Annotated in this window: 13 protein-coding genes; 2 read left to right on the top strand and 11 right to left on the bottom strand. The window is 52.5% G+C overall.

The features are described from left to right. Window positions 1–671 precede the first annotated feature (671 nt). Together RDM37_RS04995 and RDM37_RS05000 are read left to right on the top strand one after the other, a co-directional pair. Window positions 672–2183 (top strand): hypothetical protein, encoded by a 1512-nt coding sequence (locus RDM37_RS04995; RefSeq protein WP_308555532.1) that lies wholly within the window; start codon window positions 672–674, stop codon window positions 2181–2183. Between the two features lie 99 nt (window positions 2184–2282). Beyond that, window positions 2283–2801: a hypothetical protein gene (locus tag RDM37_RS05000; RefSeq protein ID WP_308555534.1), complete on the top strand. Its 519-nt coding sequence runs from the start codon at window positions 2283–2285 to the stop codon at window positions 2799–2801. A 168-nt stretch (window positions 2802–2969) separates the two neighbouring features. Here RDM37_RS05000 and RDM37_RS05005 read toward each other — a convergent pair whose 3' ends face one another. The 11 genes from RDM37_RS05005 to dxr all read right to left on the bottom strand — a co-directional run bounded on the left by RDM37_RS05005 (window position 2970) and on the right by dxr (window position 15634). Continuing rightward, window positions 2970–3701: a recombination protein O N-terminal domain-containing protein gene (locus RDM37_RS05005; RefSeq protein ID WP_308555536.1), complete on the bottom strand. Its 732-nt coding sequence runs from the start codon at window positions 3699–3701 to the stop codon at window positions 2970–2972. Next, entirely contained in the window at window positions 3698–4426 is a 729-nt protein-coding gene (locus RDM37_RS05010) for a YjjG family noncanonical pyrimidine nucleotidase (RefSeq protein ID WP_308555538.1), read from the bottom strand. The genes RDM37_RS05005 and RDM37_RS05010 overlap by 4 nt, the downstream gene beginning before the upstream one ends. Before the next feature lie 100 nt (window positions 4427–4526). After that, a complete protein-coding gene (locus RDM37_RS05015) occupies window positions 4527–5378 on the bottom strand; it encodes a hypothetical protein (protein WP_308555540.1) in 852 nt (283 codons plus the stop codon). Then, window positions 5375–6106, bottom strand: a complete 732-nt coding sequence (gene rsmI / locus RDM37_RS05020; protein WP_298886131.1) for a 16S rRNA (cytidine(1402)-2'-O)-methyltransferase — start codon at window positions 6104–6106, stop codon at window positions 5375–5377. The genes RDM37_RS05015 and rsmI overlap by 4 nt, the downstream gene beginning before the upstream one ends. A gap of 137 nt (window positions 6107–6243) precedes the next feature. Next, complete coding sequence (locus tag RDM37_RS05025) at window positions 6244–6858, bottom strand: YigZ family protein (RefSeq protein ID WP_308555542.1); 615 nt, start codon at window positions 6856–6858, stop codon at window positions 6244–6246. Window positions 6859–6875: 17 nt separating this feature from the next. Beyond that, a complete protein-coding gene (locus RDM37_RS05030; RefSeq protein ID WP_308555544.1) occupies window positions 6876–8261 on the bottom strand; it encodes a gliding motility-associated C-terminal domain-containing protein in 1386 nt (461 codons plus the stop codon). Window positions 8262–8287: 26 nt separating this feature from the next. Then, window positions 8288–11311, bottom strand: a complete 3024-nt coding sequence (locus tag RDM37_RS05035; RefSeq protein WP_308555546.1) for a PD-(D/E)XK nuclease family protein — start codon at window positions 11309–11311, stop codon at window positions 8288–8290. Next, window positions 11301–11990, bottom strand: a complete 690-nt coding sequence (locus RDM37_RS05040) for a CPBP family intramembrane glutamic endopeptidase (protein WP_308555549.1) — start codon at window positions 11988–11990, stop codon at window positions 11301–11303. Before RDM37_RS05040 ends, RDM37_RS05035 begins: the two co-directional genes overlap by 11 nt. Then, the gene (locus RDM37_RS05045) at window positions 11990–12667 is read right to left on the bottom strand and encodes a porin family protein (RefSeq protein ID WP_308555551.1); all 678 of its coding nucleotides are present in this window, start codon (window positions 12665–12667) and stop codon (window positions 11990–11992) included. The genes RDM37_RS05040 and RDM37_RS05045 overlap by 1 nt, the downstream gene beginning before the upstream one ends. A gap of 9 nt (window positions 12668–12676) precedes the next feature. After that, on the bottom strand, window positions 12677–14200 hold the full coding sequence (locus RDM37_RS05050) for a LysM peptidoglycan-binding domain-containing protein (protein ID WP_308555553.1): 1524 nt from the start codon (window positions 14198–14200) through the stop codon (window positions 12677–12679). A 288-nt stretch (window positions 14201–14488) separates the two neighbouring features. Beyond that, a complete protein-coding gene (dxr, locus tag RDM37_RS05055; RefSeq protein WP_308555555.1) occupies window positions 14489–15634 on the bottom strand; it encodes a 1-deoxy-D-xylulose-5-phosphate reductoisomerase in 1146 nt (381 codons plus the stop codon). Window positions 15635–15642 lie beyond the last annotated feature (8 nt).

The raw sequence follows: 15642 nt of genomic DNA on the forward strand, positions 1-15642 counted from the left end.
GAGATTTGAGATTTTCCACGTGGATATTCGAGAAAGGAGGGAATCGGACGAATTTCCCCGTAAAGATATGTAAATAGAGATTAGGGGTTAGAGATTAGGACTGACACATTATATTATAATGAGCTCATCTGTGCCTCGCTTGTCGCTAATGTATAGCTCCTGACAATTATAATGCATCAGCCCTGTCAAACGACCCTTATTTCTTTGTCTCCGGTTTGTTTTTTCGTATATCTGTAGGCGAAACAGCGTACAAATGTCGACTAAAATAAAACAGCTGTAGCGGCAATCCCAAGAGACTCCAGTCCTCTTTTCTGCTTGGTTGGAGCAACAGGGTCTTACAAGGTCAATCTGAGGGGAGTAAAGCCGTATAGTAATTCAGTTGTTGCAAAAAGTGCAACAACTGAGTATTAGCAAGGGCGCACGGAGAGCATCTAGCAAGGGGGCATTCGCTTGCTGAGTTTAGAGAGTTTTATAGCTTATTGCGAAAGTCAAAATAAAGGTTTAACTTTGCGCATAGTACTACTCGATCGAAGTCTTTATTAGCAGTACGCAGTAGCTACCAGTATAGGCCTCTTTTCGATTAATACATACACTATACAGCTGTGCCTTTGGGCTACATACTACTAAGCAAATAGCACTACCTAGACTATAACTTAAACTCACTAACTTATATGAAGACTATCATCAAAGCAGTTACACTACTGGCCCTAGTCTTAGCGATTCTTCCTTCTTGTGGCAAATCTGGCCATAAAGGTCAAACAGACGGAGTCTCTAAGATTACTTTAGTTGCCGACAAGTCTACTAAAAGAATGGCTCTCGCTATCAACGCAGATCCCTCAGAGCAGGCGAACATCTGGATTGACAAAAACATGAATGGGACCTGTGACGAAGGAGAGCAGGTGACACTATTCACCAATTTCCAGGATCACTACACCGAATCAAAAGAGATACTCAGTGAATATAATTCTCTAGATCCCTATTCATTTAGTGACGCCCAGAAGCTGGCAAACAGCGAAACTATAGATGTCAGGCTCAACTCTGACACCTTGGTAATCTACGGTGCGGTATCTCAGCTCTCCGTGAGAGGCACCAGACTGGAGAGTATAGACATCTCTGAGAGCTCCTCTATCCAAGCACTAGACTGCTCGAGAAGTGAGCTGAAGTCTCTCAAGGTAGGAGACAATAACTCCCTACAGTTTCTCAATGTCTCTAAGACAGACATGACTCAGCTAGATCTGTCGCAGTGCGAGTCGATAGAGACTCTGTATGCCTCCTCATCAAGTCTAACCGACTTGAAGCTCCCTAAGGCCAACTCTAATCTCAAGGTGCTGAATATGTACCACTCACTATCTCTCAAAGAGCTAGATCTGTCTAATCAAACAAATCTCAAGACAGTGTCTCTCTATGAGGCTAGAGAGTTACGCACCCTAAACCTTAGTGGATGTACTGGACTCGAAGCTATTATATGTGACAAAACAGACGTGGCAGCAGGACTCACTCTAAACAATTGTGGGGTGAAGTATATGTCCATCACTGGCTCCTTCATTCCTCAATCTGCGGGAGGTCAGGGTGCAGATGTCTTAGATCTTACAGCTCTGAAGTCCCTAGAGTGGTTTAAGCTTTACATTACAGCTGATGATGAGGGCATCGAACCCAAGTTAGATGTAAGCGGACTAGATCAACTGAAAGAACTGGACGCAGGTACGCGCTTATCTGGTCTAATACTCAAGGGTAATTCCTCTTTAGAGACACTAACAGCTTATTCTTGCAACTTGACAGAACTAGATCTCTCTGATTGTAGAAGCCTTAAGAAACTTGAAATCTACGATAATAAACTTCAGAAGATTAACCTCTCTAACGTGCCAGAGCTAGAGTATTTGAGTGCATCTGATAATGATCTTCAAGAAATCAACCTCTCTAAGGTGCCAAAACTCACGTATTTGAGCGTAAGTGGTAATAACCTATCAAGCATAAATATCAGTGCTTGCCCTAACCTCTCTGATATCTCTTTAAGCAGAAACCCTATGTCCTTAGAGCTTATGGTACAGCTGATTAAAACACTCCCAAATCGAACTGGCAAAGATCAAGGGCAGATGTCCGGTACAGAGAGTCTCTATAACCAAGATATAGAATCTGAGGCTAGGAAGATCCTAGAAGAGAGGAACTGGAATTACAACGGCTAATAAGCTTAAACAGACTAAAAGGTCATAGTCATAGAGAATAACGATACTATGAGATCTGTGGCCAAAAACAATCATCTAAAAACAAAACAAGCAATAGATATGAACACGATAACAAGCAAAATAATCACTATGCTCCTTTTGCTCTTTGCTCTATCAGCATGCGGCTCCGACAAAAAACAAAAGGCCGAAAACCAACAAGTCAGCGAAGAAGAGCAACAAGTCAGTGAAGAGGACCTACCATTCGTTGATCCATCAATGGTGGCTGAAGACTTTTTCTTAAGCATCTATCTGGGTGATAAGATGGGAGTCAAGCAGCATTGTACTAATCAGGTCTGGGATTACATCCGTGATAAAAAGTTTATGGAAGGAGTCAATGGTGTAGCAGCTTTTGCTGCTGACTTTCATGAGACCTTTCAAACAAATGAAACCATAGATATCTCAAACGCTGTATCTGTGTCGGATCAAATCATCGAAGGTAATTTGGCACGAGTCGACTGCACTTTAAAAGCGACTCTCAACCCTGAGACCATTACGCTCTTCATGATCATCAAAGATGGGGAGTGGATTATCGAAGACATGTCCCAATTCATACCAGTTGATGGAGATCGAATTCTATAACTAGTACTTACCGCTTCAAAATAGCAGTCTCAGATCTAGTTGACTCTGCTCTAGCTTCCAGCCCAATAATAGCTGAGAAGACAGAGCAGCAGCAACAGATCTGAGACTACTGTTTGAAATGGGAAGTAGTTATACTTGAGCGAAAGGAAATGCCCCCTCTCCCCCAGCTCAGGGGAGCGGCGTGATGTGCTTGATACGGAAGGAGGGCGAGTGAAGCTCGGTGAAGTGGAGCAGTAGCCTGCGCAGGGTCTCGTACTCTGCGGGCGAGAAGCTATTCGGAGCAAAGTGCTCTAGGTCGTATCGCAGGAGCCTCGGCAAGGCACTCTGTAGCTCTGGCGTAAGCAGTACGGAGTAGTCAGTCTGGAGCGGGAGTATCGTCCACTGCTCGAGGTCTAGCCAGTATGTCCTGTAGCTTTCTGAGTCCAGGCTTCGCATCTCTAGACCCTCGGGGAGGTATCCTTTGGCACGCAGTATGGAGATGAGCAGAGCTAGGTCGAAGCCTTGTAGCTCCTCAAGGCTCTCGGTGCGGTCTAGCTGGTCTAAGGCTTGCACGACGATAGTATAGAGCTGCAGATCCTCAGGCTCCTGTGCGAGCAGCTCTCTGAGGAGCTGGGATAGATAGAGGAAGTAACCGCTAGCGACGGGTCGCTGAGCTAAGGGGAGCGCACCACGGACGAGCTGTACCTGACGAATGAGCTTGACGGGCTGACTGGCCGGCGAGGGGGTCGTAATCTGCAGACCTCGTAGTGGCTGGAAGAGGTTGCTCGTTGCTCGGCTCCTGCCACCGATGGGGACGGAGAAAGCTGTAGCCCCCCACAGGTCGGTGTAGAGCGTAGCTATGAGTGAGCGGTCTGAGTACGGGATGACACGCAGCACGATGCCCTCGACGGTGGTGATCATAGGCGTGTAGCGGCACTCGGTGTGAGCAGGGGCAGCAGCTCCCGTAGATCTCTGATCTCAAGCACGGAGTGGCTCTGCTGGTCATATTCGGGCATCGGCACTTGCCATAGATTGTACCAGATGGAGTCGATGCCACTGTTGAAGGCACAAATGATGTCGCTCGGCCAACTGTCCCCAATGACGAGTGCCTCCTGGCGGCTACAGCCTACTGCCTTCAAGGCGTAGTCTAGAAACTCAGGCGCAGGCTTAGGCACACCAACATGGTCGACGAGAACCACTTTGTCAATGTAGGGCGCCAGGCCCGAGCCGTTGATCTTCCCATACTGCGTCTCTTCAAATCCATTACTCACGATACAGATCGTGTAGTCTCTATGTAGCTCTGCGAGTACCTCTAGGGCATGCGGTATGAGACCCGTCTGCTGCTGGACGTACTGCATAAACCTATGATTGAGCTCCTTGACCTGCTGATCGCTCCACGAGACTTGTCCTCGCAGTGGATAGCGCAGACGATCTAAGAGCAGTTGCTCCTTGCTGATATACCCCTTGCGATAATCGTCCCAGAGCTGCTCCTGATGAGGGAAGTAGACGGCAAAGTACTCCTCAAAGGTAGCGTAGTAAACGTTCCACCCCTCCTCATCGTAAAGTCTGTGCAGGCTAGCCTTATTATTGTCAAAGGTAGCCCAGAGCGTATCATCGAGGTCGAAGAGTAGTGCTTTGTACTTCATAGGTTTGCTGGCAAACTAAAGATGAGTCTCATAAACTTCAAAGGGGAGGTGTCTTGAGGCACCTCCCCTTTTGCATTAATGTAATGTGTCAGGAGACAGATTAGTAGATCTGTATGACAAGTATCTTAGAGAGGCTCCAGAACTCTTTAGGATTAGTGATCTCAAGGGTTAGCATCTTGTCCTCTCCCTTGACCAGCTTGTAGCTAGACCCAGGGTGCTTCGTCTTGAGCTCAGCCTTCTTGGCATAGAGAGGTATGGAGGTAACCTTGCGTAGATCGATCTGTGTGAAGTAGTCTGACTGATAGCCCTCTGTGACAACCTCGCCATTGCGGATGATGTTCATATCCTTGAGGTCGCGTGAGGTACCGATACAGTAGCGTACGGTGTTGAGCGCAGCGTCCTGGCGATCTAGCTCGGCTTGCTGAGCTGCAGAGGTCTTGCTTAGATTCTCCACATTGCTGCTCAAGTCTGTGACCATAGAGTCGAGGACACCGATAGCGTAGTTCTTGCGCTTGAGCTCCTCGGTGAGATCTAGGATCTCAGCATTCTTAGCATTGAGCTGCTCTTGTAGCGTGCCGATGGTGCGCTGTAGAGAGCTGTTTTTGTTTCCAGACTGAGCGAGCTTCTTGTTGAGGAGGTCGATGGTCTGACGGTTGGACTCCAGCTTTTCATTGATCAAGCGTAGATTGTCCTCGATCTTACCACGCTGAGACTGGGGCACCTCGCTATTGCTGTCTAGCGTTATCATGCCTTCTAGCTGCTGTATCTGAGCAAAGTTCTGGATCACCATATTGATTAGTGAATCCTGCTCTGCAACTTGCGTGCGGAGAGACTGCAGTTCGGTGAGCTCCTTCTGTCGCTCTTCCTCCTGCTTACTGTTTTTACCGCAAGCGGTGAGCATTAGTAGCACTACTACCAATGCTGATAAAGTGAGAGATAGTGACTGTTTCATAATTGTATAGTTGTATCTTCTGTTATGTGTCTATTGTTGTTTTTAGAGGCCTTGACGGGTGTAGCGCCAGCTACGACGATGACAAACTCCCCGCGAGGAGCGGTCTCTGCAAAGTGGTCGCTCAGCTCCTGGAGCGTGCCTCGCCGTACCTCTTCGTGTAGCTTAGATAGCTCACGGCAAGTGGCTGCTTGCCGCTCTGCACCAAAGTATGTGATCAGGTCAGCGAGCGTGCGACAGACCCGGTATGGCGACTCATAGATGATGATGGTGCGTGTCTCGGTGGCTAGTGCCGTGAGGAGTGTCTGCCGCCCCTTCTTGACGGGGAGAAAGCCCTCATAGCAAAAGCGAGACGTGTCCAGTCCGCTAGCAACTAGAGCTGGAACGAAAGCGGTGGCACCTGGCAGGCAGGTGACCGTCACGCCAGCATCTATGCAAGCTCGTATGAGCATAGCTCCTGGATCATTGATGCCTGGCGTACCGGCGTCGCTGATGAGCGCGACGGAAGTGCCCTCGGCAATGCGCTGAGCTAGTCGCTCGGAGGTCTTGTATTCGTTGAACTTATGGTGGCTCTCCATAGGCTTCGCTATCTCGTAGTGCCGTAGCAATACGGAGGAGGTACGTGTGTCCTCGGCAAGGATCAGATCAGCCTCACGTAGAGCCTCTAATCCACGTAGGGTGATGTCTCCCAGATTACCTATAGGGGTCGGTACGACCGTTAGTTGAGCCATTGTAGTTATACTGCGTTCTTGACCAGTCAAGAGACAATTACAATGCAAACTTACGAAAAACTCGTGGAATCTAGCATTACCGCTCCGATCTAAACGGAGAAAGCGGTTGTCTACAAAGCTTTTACGAGCGTGCAGACTTATTCGATATCTTGCTCTTCCTGCAGTGTAACTCCGTAGATCTCCCCTGCCGCTGCGACAAACGTAGGCATATCGCCTTGTCGTAGCTGTACCGTGAGATGGTACTGAGAGGTGTAGTCCTGAGCGACGATCTCGGCACCATAGTTCTTGACTAAGAGCATCACGGGTCCCATCAGATCCATCTGGAAGCTGAGCGTGACACAGCTGTATAGGATCACCTCTCTGACTGTTGCCTTGTCTAGGACTAGCTCGGTCGTAGAGCGGTAGGCATCGATCAGGCCACTGGTGCCGAGCTTGACACCGCCGAAGTAACGGACCACCGCCACAGCTACGTTGGTTAAGTCACGAGAGAGCAAGCGTCCTAGGATAGGCTTGCCGGCAGTGCCTGAGGGCTCTCCGTCATCGTTGGAGCGTGTCTCGTACTCCTCAGCTCCATAGATCGAGTAAGCCCAGCAGACGTGCGTCGCACTGTAATGCTCCTTGCGAAGCTCCGAGATGCGCTCCAGGGCTTCCTCAGCACTAGAGACCGGATAGCAGTAACCGATGAAGCGGCTCCGCTGAATGTTTTGCTCGTCAATGGCTGGCGACTGGATGGTGTGGTAAAAGTCTTTCATCGGTCAGGCTTTCTCGATTAGTTAAAGTTGGGCTGCTGCGAGAAATCGCTCTCTAGGATGTTGACGTCTCCACTCTTGTGGTACTGCACGCCATCGGCACCCTCAGCGGTGATGACGTAGTAGTAGACTCCACTCGGTACGGGCTTGCCTCGGTAGGTGCCGTCCCAGCCGCCATTGGGATCGCTCCAGCTATAGATCAGTCCGCCCCAAGAGTCGTAGATGCGCCCTTCGAAAGAGATAAGCGACTGATGCACCACCTGAAAGAGGTCATTGACTCCTGGACTGCTAAAGGGCGTAAAGACGTTTGGCACCTCGAGCCTCGAGCTTTGTACCGTTACCACCACGGGCTGAGAGGTAGCTGTGCAACTAGCTGTGCGGTCGCTCACTATGCCGTAGAGGGTGTAGGTACCCATCTTGTCAAAGGTGTACTGAGCTTGGCGTCCGTTGAACTGCATCACCACGGGAGCGTCCTTAGAGATGGTGGCTCCCTCAGCAATGATGATCTGGTAAAGCACTGCCGCAGGCTCATTAGCGACCAAATCGATCTCCACCGTCGCGGGAGCCGAGAGACTGGAGGGGAGTTGCCCCGCATTGGTTGCGGTCGAGTCTGCCGCCTGCGACTGACCCGCGCTAAGCAGCCGATAGCGAGCGTGCAACTCGACACGACGAGCCTGTAGCACGGGACTCTCTATGGGCAAGCCGTACTGACTGGAGACGCCCTCGGTAAAGCGGTCGCCGATGATAGCAAAAGAGGTGTCCGTCAGCGGAGCGATCAGATGCCACGCCCCACCATTGGTCTCGGGGAGCTGCTCTTCCTTTTGCTCTGCGGTGAAGGTGTGAGTCTCCTCTTTGTAGACTAAGTCTTGGTAGCGCACTACTAAGCCACGATCCGCCTGCATGGAGGCACCCTGTAGCGTGTGATAGGATATGGGAGCAAGCGGACGAGAGAGGGCGAGCGTCACCTGCTGGCAAGGCTCCGCAGCATCGTAGTCCGCCGTCAGTGTGAGGTTACTCAGAGAGACACGGCTGTAGTCAAAGACCCAGTAGTAGGCCCGCGTCATCATGATCTGACTAGGCTGAGCGGTGAAGTACCCGCACTCCAGCTGCGCATTTGGCACGGTGACGGTCGTGCCCGCATACTGCGCCGTAGCGACGGGCTGCGCCTCCTGTATCGAGGTGGTGTAGATGTAGAGCTGCTCTCCCGTAGCTATGGGAAAGGTCAAGGTAACCGCACCACTCCCCTCTCCACTAGCGGGATGATAAGCCAAGAGCTGGACCTGCTGCCCCGTCGGGGTGTAGGGCTGGCTGAGTTTGCCCGGACTAGCTGTGACACTCTGCGCCGAGAGTGTCACGGCAGAGCTGACGAGTATGAGGAGTGATAGGATCAAGCTTCTAGTCTTCATGTGGCGTGCTACTATATATGGTGTCTCTAGAAATCAAGCTTCTTGCGTCCACAGATTGTCCTGTAGTTGCATTCATTGCAAATCTTCTGTACGGAGGTTTGGTAAAAGGGGTTCTCAGGGTTTACTAGCTCGTCCAAGTATTTGCATACCATCCCTTTGATTTCCTTTAGATTTTGAGGACCTTCAAAGTATATCGCTCCTTCGCTAGCCGGCACAGTGGGAGCCAACGAGTAGAGTGTAGGCTGCACCTCCTGGATTCCGCCATTTACCTCCTGAGCATAGAGCAAGGCGTAGAGATAAGACTGTAGCATGTAGCCACCCAGCTTGTAGTTGCTTTTATGAAAGCGCCAGCTTGTTAGCGTATCGGAGTCTAGTGTCTTTAGCTTCTTAAGCTGCTTGATGATCCCTGTCTTATAGTCTACGATGCGACAAACACCTCCACAGACTTTGTCCACTCGGTCGAGCTGACCAGTCATGTGTATCGTATGCCCGTTCCACTCGAAGGTGACGTTTTGCATCTTCTCCTCACTGGCCAGCAGCTGGAGCGTACCACTCTCCCCGAGCAAGAGGCGGTCTATCTCTAGAGCCTTGTAGATGTATCGCTCCAGGTCTGTCAGGAGGATCTCGTCGGGGGCACTCTTGTCAGAGACGATCTCTTTATAGATGTCTGTCAGCATCTGGCGAGAGACCTTGTGCTCAAGATGATCCTTCGTGATGATGTCTCCATGCTTCTGCACCAGTCCTTTGTAAAACAGCTCTAGATACTCATGCACTATCGAGCCCTGCTCTATCTGCGTCACCACTCCTGGCTCGGGGCGTGGCTCACCGACACCCTTTATCTTCTTAAGGTAAAACTGGTAGGGGCACTTGTAGTAAGTGATCAGATCAGATGGAGAGAAGGTCCTCTTGCCTGAAGCCAACTGCGCTATGTAGCGACGCACCTCCTCATCTTGGCCTGTGATCTGGGATACCGTCTCGTCTCTCGCCTCCAGTGGGTCAGCATAAGCAGACTCATGGAGCCGTAATTTTGTCAAGTAGCGTATCTGATCCACATAGCGCGAAGGCTCCATCGAGGAGATGCTCTTAGGACGAGTGTCTTGGAGTAGATAAACTTCCTTAGCACCCTGTATGAGGCGATAGAAGTGGTAAGCATTGGTATCGTCTTCCGTACGGTAAGTGGTCATACCGAAGGCTCTACGTAGCATATCGGGGATGAGCGTCGTCGTATTGCTCGACTTAGGCAGATCGCCCTCCTGCACATTGAGCATGATCACATAGTCAAAGGTGAGCGTACGGGTCTCCAAGAAGCCCATCACCTGCAAGCCCTCTAGCGGAGCTCCCTCGAAGGGTATACTCCCCACAGCCAACAGTTGCTCCAAGAGGTAGGCGACATGCATCGGTGTGTCTAGCAGATGCCGAACACCGTCGCGCGCTGTTAGCAGGTTAGACACCTGTGTGGCATAGCAGACTATCTGGTCGCGTGCCTCCGAGAGGATTACCTGATCTATCGGCTCCTCAGCAGCCTCGTCCTCCTCTTCTTCTTCAGGTGCTGACGAGCTCTCTTTGATCAGCTCTAGCAGTTGACCAACACGACCGAGTAGCTCTTTACCAGTAAAGCTAGGTGTGAGTATCTCTAGGAGAGGCTGTCGTATCGCCTCATCAGCATCTTTTGTAAGCTCCTCGATGATCTCACGAAGCTCCGATGCTTTGATGGCATAGTGATGGAGAGCTATCTGCTCCATCAGAGGAGTCGTCAGCTCACCAAAGAGCTTGCGCGTCAAGGGGGCTGCCAGCCAAAGTTGCAAGCGTGAGCAGGTGAGCTTGACACGCGCTAGCTCGCTATCCGAGGGGCTAACGAGCCCGAAGATGTTTAGGTATCTACGTATCCAAGTCGCCACAGAGGTGTACTGGAGGGGGTAGCCCATCGTCACGTTGAGCGATGTGCAGGTCGGCTGCTTGAGCGACTTCATCAGAGGGATGAGCGTTTTCTCATCGTTGAGGACGATCGCTATGCGTAGCTCCTCGAGTGCCTTAGGATCGCGCTCGATGATCTCGTCGATGAGACTATTGACCACTTGTGGCTGGAGAATGGTTGAGTTGAGCGAGAGGAGATGGATCTCTGGCGAATGTACACGAGCCTCTTCTCCGTCTATGACCTCGCCCCCGTCTATGACCTCGCCCCCGAGGAGATCGACGTTTTGCTCGATCGTACGATAGAGATGATCTGTAAATTCGTCCGTAGCTTTTAGCGAGACCTTCTGCCAGTAAAACTGCACCTTGAGCGCATCAGCATCGGCTGTCCGTAGCTTCTTGATGATCTCCTGCTCCGCTGGCGTCAGGTTGTAAAGCCCCACGAAGGAGACCAAGCTGATCTTCGAACCACTATGACGACGTAGCTCATTGAGCAGATCATCGTCCGTAAAGTCTCGCTCCGCAACGAGCCTATAAGCGGCAGCTCGGTATGCCACGCCGAGCTCGGTCAAACGCGCATTAAACCGCTTATAAATCTCTCTCCAGACGACGGAGAAGTGGAGATACTCTGCGCCGTGCGCTTTTTTGAAAAAGTCTTTAGGCAGTGCGGTCCAAAACTTTTGGATTGCGTCGCGCTCCTCTTCTGTCAGGAACTCGTAGTCATCAAAAGCATCTAGCTCCTCGAGGTTTCCCAAGAGCATCTCCACATGTGCCAGGGCAAGATCCATATCTTGGAAGTCTCGCAGCATGCGCTCCGTCTGACTCAGGCGGAGCATCTGATCTGTCTCCGCCTGCGCCTCGCCCTGCTCTGCTAGATAAGCTGCGTAGACCTCATAGAGTATCGATATGAGTGCCGTATTGTCTAGGATGACCCGCCCACTCATCTCAGTGATCCACTCGTCGATGGTGACTATGCGAGGCAGGATAGTGGCAGCATCGGTCAGTTGCGCGATGAGCTCACGCTGTAAGAATGTGCCAGCACGCTTCGTCGGCACCACCACCAGCTGCTCTCTCAGCGGTGTGTCACTACTGCGCAGTCGCCTGACGACCTGCGAGAGGAAGTTGTCACTAGAGTCCATAGATACCCAAGACTAAAAGGTTATTACACATGTGTAGCGCGACCGATGGCCAGAGTGAACCCGTAGCCCAGCTCAGGTAACCCAGCAGGAGCGCAAGAAAGAAGATCGGCAGCATGCCCACGGGGTTGAGGTGCATCACGGCAAAGAGTAGTGCAGGAAGGAGGATAACACTCCAACGTGGGAAGCCTCTCAGCATCATCCACCCCATGAGTGCCCCTCGGAAGAAGAGTTCCTCGGCAATCGGTGTCAGCACCCCGACGATGAGGAGAGACCACCCTATATTCGACTCCTCTATGAGCGTCGTCTGCGTCTCCTCGACCATCTTGCTCCAGTTGCGTAGCCACGCTCCGCCCCACCCCTCTGGCCATACGTTGACGAGTGCTTCGTTGCCCCACGTGAAGAACATATAGATAGCCACAGCAAGGGTTGCGTAGAGGAGGAAGCGTGGCAGCCTCACCCCCCTTAAGTATTGCCTGAGCGGTTCGAGTGGCAGGGCTAGCAGTTCATAAGGCTCCTGCGGGGCTGGCTGATGGTAGAGCCGTCGGTAGCCCCATAGGTAGGTCCATGTAGCAAGTAGTGCACTGCCTCCGAAGGCGATGACCCCCACCCAGGAGACTGGGAGCAGTGGGTAAGCCAGCACAAAGAGGATTAAGGAGTATAGGAGCAGTAAGACCAGCATCAGCGCACCTTAAAGTAATAGCCCAGCCCCACCGTGACGCCCAGCTCGCCTGCACGGCCATAGTCGTCGCGCACGGTCGTGGCAAAGATGTCGCTCAGGCCGTAGTAGAAGTGTCCGCTCAGCGTGATCCTATGCCTCTGAGCTATGTCTAGGCTCATGACGGGACCGCCTTTGAGACCCCACGAGAACTTGCTAAAGAGCGGATAGACATGTCGTCTCTTGACGACGGCTCGCGTCTCTTCGCTCGGCGTGGGGCTGCTCACATCTCGTATGATGTAGCCCACACTTGGTCCCACCTCTAGTCCCAGCTGAAACGCACCAAAGGGATAGTAGAGGTGTGCCATCAGCGTCAAGTCGATGAAGTCCATATCTCTTGAGAAACTGTAGGCAATCGGCTTCGTATACTCCTCTCGCCATCCGCGCTGCTCGTAAGAGAGACGCATCGTCATGCCCGTATATTTCTGATTGGTCAGCAGCACCCCCACGTAGCCCATAGTGCCTAGGTGAGGTAGCATCTCGACGCGTGGCACCAGATCGAGCATCGATCCACTCACACCACCACCTCCTCCTATGCGCACCTCTAGAGGCTTCAGCTGTGAGCGCTGAGCCTGTGCTGGGAGTACGGTGCAGAGGAGTGTGAGGAGCAATGCGCTCCACCATTTCATCAAGCTTAGCATAGTGCTGACCTACTCTGACAGAGGAATCTGCTGACGCTTCACCCCCCGTGGACTATAAGTGATGAAGAAGAGGTTCAAGTTCGTGTAGCCCCCTCTACCAGAGCTGCGTCCCGTAATGGCTGGTGCAAAGAGGAAGCCTGACTGCAGACCATCTTTTGGCAGCTGATGCTGATACTGCTGGAAGCCTCGTCCATACGATGAGAGAGCCGATATAAAGTAGCGCACCACGTCGTACCCCAGCAAGGCATAGCTTGGATAGCCCTCCTCTATATCACGTCCGTACCAATGCTTGTAAGCCTCCCTGACTTGCTGACTCTCGGGTAGCTCCCGATCCCAATAAAAGGTGGAGAAGATCGTAGCCCCTACCGCTTGCAGACGTTCATCCATATTCTTGCCATAGGTCTGCCACTGCGGATATCCAAAGAGCTGATAGTCACTCGTCGAGAGCTGCGCATCACGCATCGCATCTAGTACAGCTGTGAGATCCTGTTGCTTGCTTGAGTTGAGCAGGATCACACACTTCTTGGCACTCTGGCGAGGCCACTGCCCGACAGCTAGCTCCCGTAGAGAGCGACTCTGCGTGGAGATGCCCGCCTCTCGGCAGGCTGTCTCGATCGCCTTGAACTTGTCCGCCTGATCGCCCTCGCCACAGCGCACGAGTAGCACTTCGTAGTCCGCATAACGCTCTACAAAGGCTTGCTGCAGTCTCTGTGTGACACGATATTGTGCGGGGTTGAGCTGGAAAAAGTGGTCGTATAGCTGCCCCTTACCGCTCTGCCATACGAAGGGCGAGAGGTAGACCGCCTGCTGATCCTTGGCGCGCTGTGCCAATAACTCCACGCTCTGCTCTGAGTCTCCACCGATGATTAGGTCGTACTGCTCTCCCGCCTTGCTCTTGAGGAGCCGCTCAAGTGCTGAGCGATTGACGGCTGCATCGACCTGTAGATCAATGCTCACGCCCTGACGCTGCAACTGCTCGATACCTAGGAGCACACCCTCGTAAAAGTGCAGATAGCGACTAGGCTGCCCACTCTCTCGAAGGGGAAGTATCAGAGCCACCCGCACCTGCGCTATCTGAGTACCATTCAGCGGACTGGGTTCCTGCGTAAGCTTAGCTCCAGAGACCACCACGATCCGCTCCCCTACTGCGATCTGCGCATCATGCTTCTGCGGATTTAGCTCGAGAAGCTTGCTCACGGTCAAACCATACTTACGACTGATGCTGTAGAGCGTCTCACCAGACTGCACCACGTGAATGCCTGGCTCTGCCTGCACGACGGCTGGTGCCTCGACATAGATCGTGTCAGGCTTGCGCTGGGGTATCAGGAGCGTCTGCCCCTCACGAATGCCCCACTGACTGCCCTCGTTAAGCCGGTAGATCTCCTCCTCGGAGACTCCGTAGTGCTTGGAGATCGAGTAGACGGTCTCCGACTTCTTGACCACATGCCGCAGAGGTGCCTGTGCCATGAGCGTTGTCGTGACTAGAAGCAGGCTCACGGAGAGCAAGAGGAGACGCTGTAATATCTGTTTCATCGGTTTATCTCTCTTTTTACTTAGACAAAGGTAGCATAAATAGCACTCTTGGTCAACCGTTCTCCCCAAGAGATTTTAGTTTCCTACCGAGGAAAATGGATTTTCATGCGGGAGAAAATGGATTTTCATACGGGTGAAAATGGATTTTCATACGGGTGAAAATGTAGTGCCAAGGGGGGCTGAAACTCCAGTTTCACCCGATGGAACTTACATCTTCAAGCCCTAAGGCAACAAAAAGTCCCCGTAGCAGGACTACGAGGACTCACAGATGTTCGTTTGACGAGGGGGCTATCGGGGGAGCTGCTCCGTGGCTAAGGCGGTCGCCCGGTCGTGGTAGTGCAGCAGAGCGTCGAGCGTCGGGGTGGCGTCGTAGGGTACGGCCGTCATAATTGGCTCAATGAGTCGCGCTATCTCGGTGAAGCCGATCCGCCCATCGAGAAAGGCGCGCACAGCGACCTCGTTGGCCGCATTGAGCAAGCAGGGGATATTGCCGCCCTGTCGGAACGCTTCGAAGGCTAGTCCCAAGCAGGGGAAGTGGGCAGCGTCTGGCTCCTCAAAGTGGAGCGTCGTGCCGACAAACGGCTGACGAGCTATGGGTAGCGGCTCACGCACACCACCATGGAGCGCTAGGCTGATCGGGAGACGCATGTCGGGGACGGCTAGCTGCGCCTTGACCGAGCCATCGGCAAACTGCACCATCGAGTGCACGACACTCTCAGGGTGTATCAAGATAGAGATCTGATCTGCTGCAACGGCAAAGAGGTGGCACGCCTCCATCATCTCAAAGCCTTTGTTCATCATCGTCGCCGAGTCGATCGTCACCTTAGCGCCCATCGACCAGCGTGGGTGATGCAGTGCATCTGCTATGGTGACTTGGCTTAGCTGGTCGAGAGGCATCTGCCAGAAGGGACCTCCACTGGCCGTGAGCCAGATACGCTCCAGAGGGGTCTCCTCGCCCATCAAGCATTGGTAGATGGCAGAGTGCTCAGAGTCCACAGGAAGGATGCGTACGCCGTGCTCCCGTGCAGAGCGCATGATGAGTTGCCCTGCCACCACGAGGGTCTCCTTATTGGCCAAAGCAATCTCATGACCGCTCTCTATAGCGAGGAGTGTGGGTCGCAGACCGGCGAAGCCGACGAGGGCGGAGAGCATGACGTCGTAGTCGCTATGCTGCGCCAGTTCGCAGAGTCCCTCGGCACCAACTAGCACGGTACAGGTTAGCCCTTTGAGGAGTGCGGCATGCTCTGTGGCTGCTTTTTCGTCAGCTACGACCACGACGGCCGGATGGTATTTCTCCGCCTGCTCTACGAGGAGGGGTACGTTGCGATGAGTGGTGAGGGCATAGACGGAGAGCAGCTCGGGGTGAAAGGAGATGACCTCCAGTGCCTGGGTGCCGATACTGCCTGTCGAGCCAAAGAGTGCGATGCGTCGCATAGTGTGTA

Origin of the sequence: uncultured Porphyromonas sp., assembly GCF_902489635.1 — a bacterium.
Lineage (GTDB): Bacteria > Bacteroidota > Bacteroidia > Bacteroidales > Porphyromonadaceae > Porphyromonas.